The sequence below is a fragment of the Maritalea mobilis genome (assembly GCF_004363175.1).
GTDB lineage: Bacteria > Pseudomonadota > Alphaproteobacteria > Rhizobiales > Devosiaceae > Maritalea > Maritalea mobilis.
In genome coordinates this window covers 175856-189146 of sequence record NZ_SNYR01000001.1, presented here as the reverse complement: position 1 = coordinate 189146, position 13291 = coordinate 175856, and the positions used below count along the sequence as shown (strand labels likewise).

Sequence of the window (13291 nt, the reverse complement as noted above, 5' to 3'; positions counted from 1 at the left end):
TTGGGTCAAGAGTGTTGATAAAACTAATGTAAATCACACCCACTTCTGGGTAAGTAAATCTCAAATCTGTAAAAAAAATTTTGGTAATGGCAAAATAAATGAGTAAAAACGATACCAATTCAGCACCAAAAAAGCCTGCAACAATTGTCACTCACCATGGGCGGAACCCAGAAAAGCAGTTTGGCTTTGTGAATACACCAATTGTCCGCGGCTCCACGGTGATCTTTGACAGCTATGACCAAATTAAAGGCAATAAGCGGGAATATGCCTACGGTCGGCATGGCAACCCGACAGACGATGCGGTGCGCCACGTCATCACCGAGCTGGAGCATGGTGCGGATACGCTTTTGGCGCCATCGGGCGTGAGTGCCATCACCACAGCGTTAATGTCTGTGCTGAGCGCAGGCGATGATTTGCTGATGTGCGACACGGTTTATGAACCCACTCGCCAGTTTTGCGACATTATTCTCGCCAAGATGGGAATCACGACGCGCTATTATGACCCAACAATTGGCGCGGGAATCGAAGCGCTGCTCCAGCCGAACACGCGGGCGGTGATGACAGAATCACCCGGCTCCCTCACCTTTGAAGTGCAGGACTTGCCCGCCATTGCAAAAGTATGTGCGCCGCGGGACATTGCCATTCTTGCAGATAATAGCTGGGCCTCGCCGCTTTATTATAACCCCCTAGACCATGGCGCGAATATTGTGATTCACGCCGGGACTAAAATGTTTGCAGGCCATTCAGACGTGATGTTTGGCACCATCACCGCCGATGAAAAATACGCAAAGGTGGTAAAACAGACTTATCGCGCCCTCGGCGTGTGCGTTTCGCCGGAGGACAGTTTCCTGATTGGGCGTGGCCTCCGCACATTGGAGCTGCGAATGCGCGAACAGGGCCAAAAGGCGCTTAAACTCGCTAAGTGGCTGGCAGATCATCCGCTTGTGGAAACGGTGCTGCATCCTGCGCTGCCGCAACATTCTCAGCACGATATTTTTAAGCGTGACTTTAAGGGTTCAGGCTCTCTGTTCGCCTTTATCCTTAAGCCGGCTGGCGAAGATGCCATTGCCGCCATGGTGGATGAGATGTCGCTTTTCGGCATGGGTTATAGCTGGGGCGGATATGAAAGCCTTATTCTGCCCGTCAAAATTGCATCGCAGCGTTCAGCGACTCAGTGGCCGCACGCTGGCAACTTGATTCGTGTGAATATCGGCCTGGAAGATATTGATGATCTTCAAACTGATTTGGCCGAAGGCATGAAACGCTATGCGCAATTGGCTAATTTTAAGATCTAGCCTTTGACTCTATGTAATTTGAACGGCGCGTACCATTGCACATGGTTTGCGCCGTTTATCAATTTAAAGCCCCCTAGCTTGCGCACATATAGATAGTGCACAGCCAGCGCACCCATGGTACCCACCAAAGAGCCTGCCAAAACATCCGTCACAAAATGTGCGCCGATCACAAGGCGCGAAATGGCGACAAAGCCAGCCAACATAAACGCCACAGCGCCCCAACGCCGCCCAGCCAGCAAAAACACCACAACTGCCGCCGCAAAAGACGTGGTGGTGTGCCCAGAGGGGAAGGATTGGAAGGTCCACGCCTTATCCATCAAAAAGTGTGGCTGAAAATATGTGGTGCCAAATTCTTCCAAATGCATCGGGCGTGCGCGACCGATGGCGCGTTTCATCAAATTTGTGGCCAAACCCGGCAAGCCGATTCCCAAAAAGATAAAACCAGATAGGCCCGTAATGGCGCGCGCTTTCCAATAAAGCGAATATTTCAGCCCCAAAAATCCAATTATTGGCGTCAAAAGCCAAATCAGGAGACTGGGAATCAGCATCCAATTGGATTTTCCGACGTCTGTCGTCCATTCAAAAAACGAAATTACGGGTTCTGGCGCGGTGGTGAAAAAATTTGAGAGAGATTTGTCGAAAAAAATCGCGACGATCAAAATTATCGTTAAAAAACAGAGATAAAAGGCTGAAAGCCAAGCCAGCGCGCGGTTTGAGGGATTGATGTGGGCTTGGAACAGCTTTATCATTTATGTTTCCTTGTGTATTAATTTGGAAAAAAACGCATTTTTTTCAAAAAGGGCAACTATCATGACTTGCCTGATGTCACAAGAATGTGTAAAGCCCTGTCCGGTGATCACATCTCGTGTGAAACGTCGGAGCATAGCTCAGCCTGGTAGAGCACTGGTTTTGGGTACCAGGGGTCGCAAGTTCGAATCTTGCTGCTCCGACCATCACGGGAAAATGAGGACAACGAAGATCATGACAGCACGTATTTTTCGTCCAGCCAAAAACGCCATGCAATCTGGCAAAGGCAAATCGAAACATTGGGTGTTGGTTTTTGAACCTCAGGCTCCGCGTGAAATTGACCCCCTCATGGGCTACACCTCCTCCACAGATATGACCTCGCAAATCAAGCTGCGTTTTGACAGCCTTGAAGATGCAGAAAATTATGCAAAGCGCAAAGGCATTGAATATGTGGTGCAGCAGCCCCACGAAACAGCGCCGAAAAAAGTCGCTTATGCGGATAATTTCAGGTCTGACCGCAAAGCGCCTTGGACCCACTAATTCATCCTCGCATTGTTTGGGTCCCGTAGCTCAACTGGATAGAGCAATTGACTTCTAATCAATAGGTTGCAGGTTCGAGTCCTGCCGGGATCGCCACAACCTATGGGTTTTAGAGGCTTGCAATTGCTAACCCCTAAAAACAATTCTATTGAAACACAATGCGTTTTTGCTCGCCGTGGCCAGCCCATTTAGCTCCTGCGTTTAAATGTCCGCTTTGAGCCCAACCTAGACATTCGATCGTGAAACGGGTCGGACGCAAAATCCCATCTTTTGCCCACATTTCCCGCATTGTTTTTTAGTAGGCAGTTGCCTTTTTGCTTTGTAAACTGGCTACAGTTTGGATGTAAGGAGTTCAAAGATTGAGCGCATTAGATAGCTTCGCACAAGAGCTGAGAGACGCAGTGGGCACAATTGTTGAAACTGACTATGCCATCTTTCAGGGTAATCAAAACATACGTTTACAGCTGAGGAACGGAAAATCGACACCCCTAAATGTAACCTATTTTGGAAGGGAAGACCCAAACAATAAAGGTGCAAAGTATCATCACTCACAAACAATTCAGGAAATGCTTTTGCGTTCAAAAAAGGACGGGATTCTTCAAAAATATCACAGGGGAATGATGGTGGCCCACATTTGCAGCCTTTGGGAGGATAAGTACAGAGCGATTATTGCGAAAGAGTGCAGTAAAGAACACAAAAACGAAATCATGAGTGACTATTTCTTTGATATCAACAAATACCGACAGGCAATTCTTCATGCTGGGGGTAGATTGGACACCAAAACGAAACTACTGAACATGATTGAGGTCGGTGACAAAGTAGAATTTACAGAATCTCAGATGTTCGAAATATTTGAGGCAGCCTTTGATGAGCTAAACAGATTGAATGAGGAATACTATGCTGGTCAGCCAACGCAGTATTCTTTGACAAATCAATTCGCGGGCTAAATGGAAATATGCGGACATTGTCCTAGTTTCAGTCGCCATACGGTTTGTCCGCATTGCCGACGACAGTTGTGAGCCCTTCTCGGTCCTTCAATAATTTGGGCTACACTTGGAGATTCATTCTGAAACAGTCGCAGTTTATGAGATGTGAGCGAATTGTTGTCACAGCAATTGTATAGTAGATCATTCTTCTAGTGACTTCCAGCGTCCCGATAAAAGTGTCTGTTTGTCGCTGTAGGCCACTTCGGTCCAAAAGTCTCTGGACATAAAGCTAATGTGTCGCATTGGTCCCAGAGCATCCGCAACGCTGTTTGCTCGGTCTAGAGCATACAACATCTGTCCTAAGTCGACCCAATTGGTGTGAAGAAAGTAGGCGTGAAATTCAACTCGGTCATCCTGTTTGGGTGCAACAGTTTTGATCTCGTTGATTGAATCCTTATAGGCGTTGTTGAAATCAGAAATGATCTTCGCCTTTTGGGGATCATCTTCAATAGACACCAAATTGTAGTTTACAAGCGATCGATGAATCGCGCTCGCGAGAATTTTATCGCCGACAGGACCATATGAAAGTGGTGAAACAGCAATTTTCTCAATTTTCAATTCGCCAATTGGATCTCCGATGGAAGCAAGTGCGGTTAGGCCCGCTTTTAGGTGCTTTTCATGCCTCGCCAACTGAGTCATCATCGGGAAATAGCTTTTGGACAAGTCAGATAGAAATGAAAACATGTCTCCACTCCGAGACTGATCAGTCAATGACTTGGACTTCGCTTCGATCAACGTAACATTTGACTGCGATCGTGCAGCAATATCCATTTCAAATGTTTCTTTTCCGACGGTGTACTTTTCGCAAGAAAGCAGCTTATCTGCTTTGTTGGTGCAAGCTAGCTTTAACGCAAACTCGACGACACCTCCGCTGAGCTTTTCTGCGTCTTTCTTCAAGAGTCTCCACATAAGGCGAAAGACAGTTTCTAGAAATGCTGAGTTTGTGATTGAGGTGGGTCTCACAAGGACCTTTTCAGTTGGTCCTTGAAACAGAACGAATCTGCCATCATTTGTCGCACATTCGTCAAATGGCACAATGTAGTTGCGGTTAATGTCACCATTTCTTGCATACGAATGTTCCATAAGGTTTGGAAAGTCCCGATTGGCCTCAACTACCGTCATGCTTAGACTGCCGCCGTATACGGTTTGTCTCGAAAGGGCATCGAACTCTGACCACAGTAGTTTAAGCAACGCCAAGAAGTCTGCGTGTTTGTCAAGCACGAGAAGTTTGTTAAATGCGTCGCGAATATAGGGTAAGGCCCTACTCGGAGCTTGCGCTGCAGTAAAAAGCTCCTTCCAAAGTAGTGCGCTTTGCACCGATCTAAAAAAGTCAGCCGGATGGATGTCTAATTGTTCGAATTGACTGTAACGCTCGCAGTCGAAAGTCGATGCCACATCGCTCATCTTGGTTCTTAAAGATTGCCAACATTTCTCAGGTTTGCGCGCAATATTTGCTTGACCCATATGCTTGGCCGCCAACGCTAACAACCAACCCTCCGGCAATGAGGGTTCTTTCATTTCAAGTACACCAAGGCCAGTCTCGCCGAACAACCACAACTCGTCGTAGATTTGATTAGTCTTATCTTTGGCGTAACCAAGTTGTTTGATGATTACTTCACCCCCAATCAGCTGCGCTAAACTATCTATTTCCCTACACGCGTCTTTAAGTGACTGTTGATCCCAAGATGGACCGAATGCGTTGACCGAGATGGATCGACCGTTTTTCTTCAATCTGGCGCAGGATGCTGCCACTCCAATTGTACGTTCGGGTATCCTAGGTCTTGGTGAGCGGCCGTTTATCGCTTTTGCAATGGAGATCGCATCTAGCCATGCTTGATCCTGCGAAAACGGGTGGCAAACTCCGCTTTCTAGGTTATCGGCGATTATGGTAGCAACGTTTGCTTCTTCTTGTGCAACCTCCCCCAAGTGAGCTGCTATCTGCATTGATTGGGCAAGTCTCCAAAACTCGGCGGCGTCTAGTCCATCATTCGACTCGGTGTGCAGCGTTTTTGCTATTTTTGTAATTTCACTAGCGTTGCCAATTTCTGCTTTTATAAAGAGTGCGACAAATGTATCTATGTCGTTGGTGTCCAGCATGAAATATTTACTCGATTAATGCGCCAAATGAGGGATGCGCCTCATCAAAGCCAGCTTAAATGTAGTGTTCTTAAAACGTTAATTTCGACTTCTCGACGGAAAATTCTGTGCAGAATAGCGCATGTGTAAGTCGGCAACAAACGGTATCTTTGTCCGCGGAGCGGCCAGTCGTCCATAGTGCTGTAATTTCGGTCGATGGCATTGGTTTACTGACCAAGCCGCTTATCGAATCTCTGCGGCTCTGACCGTTCTGCAGGCCAAAATATGCTGGCGGCATGTGGAATGAATCGAGTAGAAGCTATATATTTTAGTAGGAATATTCCGAAACCTCACTTTGCCTATGATAATTGAGCGAGATTGACTTCAACTTTATGCAAAAAGATCCACTTATAGAATTTGTCGAACGAGACAAAGTCAGGAAATGCATTGACGATATTGTCTCGAAGCGCAAAATGCTGCAAGCAATCCGCAACGCAAGATGGGAAAACTATACCCAAGAAAACTCCGAAGAAGAAGTTCGAGGACTTTTGCGCGAAATCGACAACCAGGTCATCTACGTGCAGGACGCCATGGAGCAATCTGATCTTGATTTAAGGGCAGGGCAAAAGGACTTCTCAGCCGTACGTGATGGTCACTGGTCATTGGGCGCAGAAGAAATTCGCGAGCCGCTCATACCCTTCCTGCGGGGAAACCTTGAGCCTATTTCTCGTTTCGTCGTGGCTCCCGGTCTACCCGAAAACGTAATCGCACTATTCGTGAAAATCCCTGGTCTCAAGAAATTTCTTAAGAGGGAAATTCATGGGCAATGGGGGTATCACTATCACTACCTTGACGCACGGAAGCGTCGGTCAGACACGCTTCTGACCTTTGAACGAATGCTTAAAACGCTGCCTGACGGACAGCAAGTTAAGGTCATCACTTGGGAAAGGCATGGCGAGAGAAGCGGCTTTGCAGCGCGCGCTACGGAATGGGGCGACAAGAAAAGACTAAGCCTCTACCAGACCTGTGTTACCGATAGCGCCAAACGAGATCTGAAGGACTTCAAGAAGCCCGCTAAAGATGCAGAAGTGCTTTGGCCTGTCTAACACTGCCAAAACCTTGCAATAGCCAGAGACGGCCCGATTGGCCAATTCGAGTATCATAATGAACGACCGAAATGTCCGCAGAGCTGCCATTGATCACATTCTTTGTAGAACTGTACGGCATCATCCACGACCTATAAGCGGAAGATACAGCCATATATCCGTCTAATAAGCTCGTACCACCTCCTCCACCTCTCCCATTGAAATCAGTTCAATTTTCCCCACATGATTAAGTGTACTTATCTCTGGGGGAGAAAATGGAACGTAAAATCAATATCACGCAGCATTCTGGCACCGGGATGCTTTGGTTTGCTGGTTGGTTGTTTACAATTGGCTATTTGAATCTGAATTTTATTCAGGGCCTGTTGGGGCTTTTGGTGTGGCCTTATTATCTCGGCAGCCATTTCGCGCCGATGGTTGGCGGCTAGAAACGGATTTAAGGGGCGCTGGGCGTGTTTTCGCTTGCCGAGCGCCCTAGCCTTGCAAAAGCTTGGGTAAGAACAGCACCAGCCCTGGCAGCGCCAGCAGCAGGGCGACGCGCAAGATTTCTACAGTGAAGAATGGCAGAATGCCTTTATAGGTTTCTGACATGGGCGTGTTTTTGCTCAAACCGGAAATCACAAATACATTCATGCCCACTGGTGGCGTGATGAGTCCAAGCTCGACGACAATAAGCGCAAGGATGCCGAACCAGATTTTTAAATCTTCTGTGCTCATGCCGAATGCGGCGCCGTCTGCGCCTTGATACAGGCCGCCATTCACTTCAACCAGCACAGGCCAGAAAAACGGCACCACCAACAGAATCATGGACAGCGAATCCATAAGACAGCCCAAAATGATCAGGGCGAGCAGCAGCACGATCAAGATCGTGAAAGCAGGCAAACCGCTTTCGATGGCCCAGCTTGCCGCGGCTTGCGGCACCCCTGCCCGCGACATGAAAATTTTCAACATTTCTGCGCCCAGCAGAATTAAATAGATCATGCCTGCGGTGCGGGCGGTGTCGAACAAGGCAGCCTTTCCATCAAGCCAATTGAGTTGCTTGCGCACCAGCCCATATGCCGCCACGAGAAACACGCCGATGGCTGCGGCGGGGGTTGGATTGTAAAACCCGGCATAAATGCCGCCAATTACGATAGCAAAAATCAACAGAACCGGCAGCACGGCGCGCGTTGCGCCTTTGCGTTCGGATTTGCTCATGCTGGTGGTTTGCGGCGCTGTGTGTGGCCATATGCGCACCACAACAGCAATCGCGACCAGAAACAACAGTACGGCAATTATGCCCGGCACCAAAGCGGCCATAAACATGGTGACAATATTGGCTTCCACGATAATGGCGTAGATCACCAAAACCACCGAAGGCGGAATCAAAATGCCCAACACCCCGCCAGCGGCGATGGTGCCTGTGGCTAACCGTCCTGAATAATTCAGCCGCTCCAACTCTGGCAACGCCACCTTACCCATTGTGGTGGCCGTGGCGAGTGACGAGCCACACACAGCACCGAAGGTTGCACAGGCAGCCACAGCGGACATGGCAGCACCGCCGCGCAGCCAGCCGAGCCAAGCTTGCGCGGCTTGAAACAGATCTCGGCCCATGCCGATTTTTGTGGCCAAAGCCCCCATCAGCAGGAACATTGGCACCACGCTCAAATCGTAAATGGAGAATTGGCCGTAAGCCAAGGTTTTCAGTTGGGCGAGAAAGATCGCGGGGCCGTTGAGCAGCGTAACACCAATGCCGCCCACCAGAATCATGGCGAAAGCGATCGGCATGCGCAGAATGATCAGTAGAATCAAAAAGAAAGTGCCCAGAAGACCCAAGCCGAATGCACTGGTGAACCACTCAATCATGGGCGTTTCCTTTTAGTCTGGCGCCTAATTGCAGCAGCGCAACAAGGCTCCACAACGCCAATGACAGCAAAATCGGGATATAGGCCAGCCAATGTGGCAATTGCAAAATGGCGGTTTGATAGCCATAGCGCCATTGATCCCAGAACCCATAGCTCATGCGCCACAGCAGAATGATCGCGATGATGAGTGAGACAAGGGTTGCAACCTGTTCTAAAAAGCGGCGCGGCACTTCGCCCAGATTTTGGGTAAAAATATCGGCGGCGACATGGGCACCGTCGCGCTGGCACATGGGCAGAAAGCAGAAGGCGGCCATGGCAACGCCCATTTCGGTCAATTCAAAATCGCCTGCAAAGCCAATGGAAAGCGCGTTCATTACAGTGGCCAAAACATTGACCAGCACCACGAGCGCCAGAATCATGCCACCGGACAGTGCAAAAGCATCTACAGTGCGCACCAAAATTTTGGGCAAATCTGACGATTGACCTGACATAACATCCCCTTTGCCCCGCATTGATGGTTTGGCAGGCCATAACTGTCAAGCGGCGAATCCGCTCAGTGGGGCCAATAAATAACGGCAATAAAGCCCAGAATTGTCACCGCGAGCACAATTAGCCCAAACCATTTCAGATGCTGCTCCGCCCATGTGCGCACATAGGGGCCGAACAGTTTGAAGGCGAGCGCAAAGGCATAGAATCGCAATGCGCGCCCGGCAAATGCGGCAGCTAGAAATATCGCCAAATTGATTTTCAACACGCCGGCGCCAATGCAGACGAGTTTGAATGGAATCGGGGTGACGGCACCAAGGAAAATTGCGGTGACCGCCGCCCAAACATTTTCGGCAGCTTGCTGTTGGAATTCATGAAATGCGGTCTCGAGGCGGTAGGTGGAAATGATCCACTGTCCCAGCGTTTCGAGAAAGGCAAAGCCGATCAAATAACCCAGCAAGCCGCCCGCCAATGAGGCCAGAAGTGCCACATGGGCAACTTTGAATGCTCTTTTGGGCGAGCCAACCATCATGGGCAGGGCAATTATGTCCACTGAAAGCGGCAGCAACGCACTTTCCAGAAAGGAGGTTGCGGCCAAAAGGCTGTAGGCCTTTTTGGACTTTGCCCCTCGCCGCAATTGATCAGCATCGATTTTGCCGCGCAGCCAATTCATTGCTTTTGCTTAGCTGTTCATGCGCGGATGGCGCACTTGATCACCAACCTTCAGCCCATATTGCGCTGACAAGCCGCCATTGATTTCCAGCACAAAGCGCACCGGATGTTGCGATGGAATGCTGGTTGGGTCTTGCGGGATGGCGTTTTGGTGGATGTGTTTAATATAGCCGCGCTCATCAATGAAAATCATATCAAGCGGAATGAACGTGTTGCGCATCCAAAAGGCGACTTCGCGCGTTTCCTGAAAATCGAACAACATGCCCTCATCACGCGGCATTTTGGTGCGGAACATTAGGCCGCGCCGCCGCAATTCTGGCGTGTCTGCAACTTCCACCTTAATGGGAATATCGCCCAGCTCTGTTTGCAGCACCAATTTATTGTCGTTACCTAAACAGCCAACCAAGAACAGGGTCAAAAAAATAACGCTCAGCAATTTTACCGAGCGTTGCAACATTTTGAACAGCATCATTGTGCCCAATCTAATGAGAAGAAGGCGCCTCGCCCCATCCATCCGGACGAATCTCTGCGACCATCAGGCCTTTTGGGCCATCGCCATAGCGCGCCAATACAAATTGGCCAGGGCGCAATTCTGTCAGGCCGAAGCGGCGCAATGTTTCCATGTGAATAAAAATGTCAGGATGCCCCTCGCCTTTTGACAAAAAGCCAAAGCCACGCAGGCGATTGAACCATTTCACTTCCAAACGTTCCAACCGAGAAGTCGGCTCCACCACGACATGAGTGCGTGGTGCGGGCATTTGAGACGGATGTTTTGCGGTAGATTCGTCCATGGAGAGGATGCGGAATGCCTGTAGGCCACCAGGGCGATCAAGCGCTTCGCAAACGATGCGCGCGCCTTCATAGGCCGTTTTATAACCATCGCGGCGCAAACATGTCACATGAACAAGCACATCGGGCATGCCATTATCTGGCACGATGAAACCAAAACCTTTGGCCACGTCAAACCATTTGATCGTGCCCGAAACTTCAATGACATCAACCGAGCCATCTTCCGCGTCGCTGCGCGCCCGGTCTAGATTGCTTTGGTCGCGCTCATATTCCAAATCGGAATTTAGATCCGGTGTGCTCTTGGCCCCCATTTTGCCATGTCCTCTTAAATTGACCTGCCCGCCACAGCTAGGTTACTCAATTACTCCTAATTGAACGAGTTTGTCCGATTCAAAGCGATTTGTTAAGAGTTTAATTGCATTTTATTAACCATTCAACCAAACGACTGATTGTTCAAGCTTTTTTGACCAATGATCGCTGCAGACCTGTTTCACCGGAACAGTTTTTGTGCTCAAATCGTTTATGAATTAGTCGGTTTTCACCTCACAAAATGTAAGGCAAATTATGAGATATTTACACACGATGGTTCGCGTTTCGAACATTGAAGACAGCCTAAAATTCTATTGTGAAGGGCTGGGCTTGCAAGAGAACCGCCGGATCGAAAATGAAAAAGGTCGCTTCACGCTGATCTTTCTTTCTGCCCCGGGCGACGAGAGCGCGCAGGTTGAATTGACCTATAACTGGGATCCTGAAACCTATGATGGCGGTCGCAATTTTGGCCATCTCGCCTATCGGGTTGAAGATATTTATGCGCTTTGTCAGCATTTGATGGATATGGGCTATACCATCAACCGCCCCCCACGTGACGGGCATATGGCCTTTGTTCGTTCGCCAGACAATATTTCCATTGAGTTGCTGCAAGAAGGCGACCATTTGGAACCGAAAGAGCCTTGGGCGAGCATGGCCAACACGGGCGAATGGTAAAATTGAAAATAAAAAATTAACCATTTGTTTAAACCGGCGATTAGGCATCGCCGGTTTATTTTATGGCCAAACGCAAAACACACTCCAAATTTTTGGAACTGGCTTGGCCAATGGCATTTTTCACAAAATATGCGCGTCCTCTAATCGCTGCCCTGCTCTCTGCCGCTTTGTTGGCAGGTTGCGCCTCATTGGGCGGGTTTGACGCTGCACGCAATTACGACAAAAAATATGGCTTGCATGTTGAGCACAGCAAGGTGAACACATTTTGCCTGCTGCCGAAGCTGCGCTATGTGCTGTGGAAAGCCGAAATGCGCTTTGGGCGCCCTGTTGTGGTGACTTCAGGTTTCCGCAATCCCATCCATAATTATATGGTGGGGGGCGCGTGGGGCTCCTATCATCAAAAATGTATGGCGGCCGATATTTTTATTCCCGGTGTACCAAAATCAAAATTGATCGCCTTTATGCGTTCACAATCGCAAGTGGGTGGATTGGGATGTTATCCGGGCCGAAAGTTCATTCACGTGGATATTCGTGGCCGTCCTTCAGGCTATAAACATCCGGTGCAATTTAAAGGCTGTTGATATAAGGGCGAAAATTGCTTTTTTTGACGTTTTTTTGAAAAAAAACGAAAAAAATTGAAAAAGCCTCTTGCGTCTTTTGAAGAACGCAAATATACGACAGGCACCGTTCGAGGCGCCCTTCGTCTAGCGGTCTAGGACGCCGCCCTTTCACGGCGGAAACACGGGTTCGAGTCCCGTAGGGCGTACCAACGGTCCTCATAAATTGGGGACCAAATGAACGACAAGAAACCGGCTTCTGGCCGGTTTTTTTGTGCGCAAATTTTATTGATATTCTAAAAGCTTAGCCATAATAGCTTTCCATCAGCCGATAACACCAATAACTTTCCTTAGTTTGGATCAACCTATTGATTTGCAGCGGCGATTTTCCAGTGATGCGTCGCACCTCACGTCCCATATGAGACTGGTCTGAAAATCCAACTTCCAGCGCGATCTGAGATAAATCTGATTGCTCACCTCCGCGCATGGAAATGGTGCGTTCGAACATTTTTTCCTGCCGTGTAAACTGCTTCAGATCTCGCTGACTCAGCCCAGATATTTTTTTAAGTGTGCGCTGAAATTGTCTTGCGCTTTTTGCACTGGAGCTTTTAGCGAGTTGACCAACCATATAATTTGTCCAGTCGGACACGCGATCGCCAAAGCGTCCAAAATTAGAAGTGCGCGTCTGCGCCCATAGCTTTTCCAGTCCAGATTGAAAGGCGGTCAGACGCTCAGCCTCATCCAGCGCTTTATAGAGCAAGCTAACATTTATCAGCTCAAGCAATTTGGGCGGCAAGATTTGTTGACCGTCCAATATTTGGTCTTTGATCTTTTCCGGCGAGATGCCGGTTAGCGCGAAAAAGGCATCGTTTCGAAAGGCAAACCCGATAACGTAAAGCGGCCTTGGATTGTAAGATAGCAGCGGCACGGTGTTTGGCCCCTGCACACTGATGCGTGGCAAAGCTTCCCCATTATTCCAATTTGGCGACACCATTCGGGTTTCGCCCTCGATAAAGCAGCTAATGCCGCAATAGGGCGAAGTAAAAAAGTGATTGTATCGATCTTCGGCTTTGAGTTGGGCGCTGCGCGTGTCGCGTATCAGCCCCAACAAAAGGCAACTGCTCAAGGCTTGAACTGGTTCTATTAGCTCTGATCGAGTTTTGCCAATGATCTGCGCGTTCTGGGTTGGGTGTGCCATGTCGTATTCGTTCT

Annotated in this window: 15 protein-coding genes and 3 tRNA genes; 10 read left to right on the top strand and 8 right to left on the bottom strand. The window is 48.9% G+C overall.

The window, feature by feature from the left end:
• Positions 1-98: 98 nt before the first annotated feature.
• The gene (gene metC, locus ATL17_RS00910) at positions 99-1295 is read left to right on the top strand and encodes a cystathionine beta-lyase (RefSeq protein ID WP_133570907.1); all 1197 of its coding nucleotides are present in this window, start codon (positions 99-101) and stop codon (positions 1293-1295) included.
• On the opposite strand, the gene ATL17_RS00905 is transcribed toward metC, so the two are convergent.
• A complete protein-coding gene (locus tag ATL17_RS00905; protein WP_166638844.1) occupies positions 1292-1843 on the bottom strand; it encodes a phosphatase PAP2 family protein in 552 nt (183 codons plus the stop codon). The genes metC and ATL17_RS00905 overlap by 4 nt on opposite strands.
• Positions 1844-2171: 328 nt before the next feature.
• Between ATL17_RS00905 and ATL17_RS00900 the strand changes: the two genes are divergently transcribed.
• The 4 genes from ATL17_RS00900 (at position 2172) to ATL17_RS00885 (ending at position 3529) form a co-directional block, all read left to right on the top strand.
• Positions 2172-2248, top strand: a tRNA-Pro gene (locus ATL17_RS00900).
• 28 nt (positions 2249-2276) lie between these two features.
• Complete coding sequence (locus tag ATL17_RS00895) at positions 2277-2582, top strand: ETC complex I subunit (protein ID WP_166638843.1); 306 nt, start codon at positions 2277-2279, stop codon at positions 2580-2582.
• A 19-nt stretch (positions 2583-2601) separates the two neighbouring features.
• A tRNA-Arg gene (locus tag ATL17_RS00890) sits at positions 2602-2678 on the top strand.
• A 263-nt stretch (positions 2679-2941) separates the two neighbouring features.
• Positions 2942-3529, top strand: coding sequence for a hypothetical protein (locus tag ATL17_RS00885; RefSeq protein ID WP_133570904.1), 588 nt, complete (start codon positions 2942-2944; stop codon positions 3527-3529).
• A 180-nt stretch (positions 3530-3709) separates the two neighbouring features.
• Here ATL17_RS00885 and ATL17_RS00880 read toward each other — a convergent pair whose 3' ends face one another.
• Positions 3710-5665: a hypothetical protein gene (locus tag ATL17_RS00880; protein ID WP_133570903.1), complete on the bottom strand. Its 1956-nt coding sequence runs from the start codon at positions 5663-5665 to the stop codon at positions 3710-3712.
• Between the two features lie 347 nt (positions 5666-6012).
• Here ATL17_RS00880 and ATL17_RS00875 point away from each other — a divergent pair, with 347 nt between their 5' ends.
• Positions 6013-6750: a hypothetical protein gene (locus tag ATL17_RS00875; RefSeq protein ID WP_133570902.1), complete on the top strand. Its 738-nt coding sequence runs from the start codon at positions 6013-6015 to the stop codon at positions 6748-6750.
• A 254-nt stretch (positions 6751-7004) separates the two neighbouring features.
• A complete protein-coding gene (locus tag ATL17_RS16845) occupies positions 7005-7175 on the top strand; it encodes a hypothetical protein (protein WP_166638842.1) in 171 nt (56 codons plus the stop codon).
• A gap of 46 nt (positions 7176-7221) precedes the next feature.
• Here the strand turns inward: ATL17_RS16845 and ATL17_RS00870 are convergent, their stop codons facing one another.
• The 5 genes from ATL17_RS00870 to ATL17_RS00850 all read right to left on the bottom strand — a co-directional run bounded on the left by ATL17_RS00870 (position 7222) and on the right by ATL17_RS00850 (position 10849).
• Positions 7222-8592 (bottom strand): TRAP transporter large permease, encoded by a 1371-nt coding sequence (locus ATL17_RS00870; protein WP_133570901.1) that lies wholly within the window; start codon positions 8590-8592, stop codon positions 7222-7224.
• Positions 8585-9082 carry a TRAP transporter small permease gene (locus ATL17_RS00865; protein ID WP_133570900.1) on the bottom strand — a complete coding sequence of 166 codons (498 nt, stop codon included), beginning with the start codon at positions 9080-9082 and terminating at the stop codon, positions 8585-8587. Before ATL17_RS00865 ends, ATL17_RS00870 begins: the two co-directional genes overlap by 8 nt.
• A gap of 62 nt (positions 9083-9144) precedes the next feature.
• Positions 9145-9750 (bottom strand): YqaA family protein, encoded by a 606-nt coding sequence (locus ATL17_RS00860; protein ID WP_133570899.1) that lies wholly within the window; start codon positions 9748-9750, stop codon positions 9145-9147.
• A 9-nt stretch (positions 9751-9759) separates the two neighbouring features.
• Positions 9760-10221 (bottom strand): DUF192 domain-containing protein, encoded by a 462-nt coding sequence (locus ATL17_RS00855; RefSeq protein WP_166638841.1) that lies wholly within the window; start codon positions 10219-10221, stop codon positions 9760-9762.
• Positions 10222-10231: 10 nt separating this feature from the next.
• Positions 10232-10849 carry a cold-shock protein gene (locus tag ATL17_RS00850; RefSeq protein WP_133570897.1) on the bottom strand — a complete coding sequence of 206 codons (618 nt, stop codon included), beginning with the start codon at positions 10847-10849 and terminating at the stop codon, positions 10232-10234.
• Positions 10850-11102: 253 nt separating this feature from the next.
• On the opposite strand from ATL17_RS00850, the gene ATL17_RS00845 reads away from it, so the two are divergent.
• The 3 genes from ATL17_RS00845 (at position 11103) to ATL17_RS00835 (ending at position 12291) form a co-directional block, all read left to right on the top strand.
• Entirely contained in the window at positions 11103-11522 is a 420-nt protein-coding gene (locus ATL17_RS00845; protein WP_133570896.1) for a VOC family protein, read from the top strand.
• Between the two features lie 110 nt (positions 11523-11632).
• Positions 11633-12103, top strand: coding sequence for a YcbK family protein (locus ATL17_RS00840; protein ID WP_166638840.1), 471 nt, complete (start codon positions 11633-11635; stop codon positions 12101-12103).
• 112 nt (positions 12104-12215) lie between these two features.
• A tRNA-Glu gene (locus ATL17_RS00835) sits at positions 12216-12291 on the top strand.
• A 92-nt stretch (positions 12292-12383) separates the two neighbouring features.
• Here ATL17_RS00835 and ATL17_RS00830 read toward each other — a convergent pair.
• Positions 12384-13277 carry a helix-turn-helix domain-containing protein gene (locus ATL17_RS00830; RefSeq protein ID WP_133570894.1) on the bottom strand — a complete coding sequence of 298 codons (894 nt, stop codon included), beginning with the start codon at positions 13275-13277 and terminating at the stop codon, positions 12384-12386.
• Positions 13278-13291 lie beyond the last annotated feature (14 nt).

What these genes read in the sequence shown, in the direction of transcription:
- ATL17_RS00870 (WP_133570901.1), bottom strand. Translation starts at nt 8,592, where the DNA reads ATGATTGAGTGGTTCACCAGTGCATTCGGCTTGGGTCTTCTGGGCACT.
- ATL17_RS00865 (WP_133570900.1), bottom strand. Translation starts at nt 9,082, where the DNA reads ATGTCAGGTCAATCGTCAGATTTGCCCAAAATTTTGGTGCGCACTGTA.
- ATL17_RS16845 (WP_166638842.1), top strand. Translation starts at nt 7,005, where the DNA reads ATGGAACGTAAAATCAATATCACGCAGCATTCTGGCACCGGGATGCTT.
- ATL17_RS00860 (WP_133570899.1), bottom strand. Translation starts at nt 9,750, where the DNA reads ATGAATTGGCTGCGCGGCAAAATCGATGCTGATCAATTGCGGCGAGGG.
- ATL17_RS00895 (WP_166638843.1), top strand. Translation starts at nt 2,277, where the DNA reads ATGACAGCACGTATTTTTCGTCCAGCCAAAAACGCCATGCAATCTGGC.
- ATL17_RS00850 (WP_133570897.1), bottom strand. Translation starts at nt 10,849, where the DNA reads ATGGGGGCCAAGAGCACACCGGATCTAAATTCCGATTTGGAATATGAG.
- ATL17_RS00880 (WP_133570903.1), bottom strand. Translation starts at nt 5,665, where the DNA reads ATGCTGGACACCAACGACATAGATACATTTGTCGCACTCTTTATAAAA.
- ATL17_RS00840 (WP_166638840.1), top strand. Translation starts at nt 11,633, where the DNA reads ATGGCATTTTTCACAAAATATGCGCGTCCTCTAATCGCTGCCCTGCTC.
- ATL17_RS00855 (WP_166638841.1), bottom strand. Translation starts at nt 10,221, where the DNA reads ATGATGCTGTTCAAAATGTTGCAACGCTCGGTAAAATTGCTGAGCGTT.
- ATL17_RS00830 (WP_133570894.1), bottom strand. Translation starts at nt 13,277, where the DNA reads ATGGCACACCCAACCCAGAACGCGCAGATCATTGGCAAAACTCGATCA.
- metC (WP_133570907.1), top strand. Translation starts at nt 99, where the DNA reads ATGAGTAAAAACGATACCAATTCAGCACCAAAAAAGCCTGCAACAATT.
- ATL17_RS00845 (WP_133570896.1), top strand. Translation starts at nt 11,103, where the DNA reads ATGAGATATTTACACACGATGGTTCGCGTTTCGAACATTGAAGACAGC.
- ATL17_RS00905 (WP_166638844.1), bottom strand. Translation starts at nt 1,843, where the DNA reads ATGCTGATTCCCAGTCTCCTGATTTGGCTTTTGACGCCAATAATTGGA.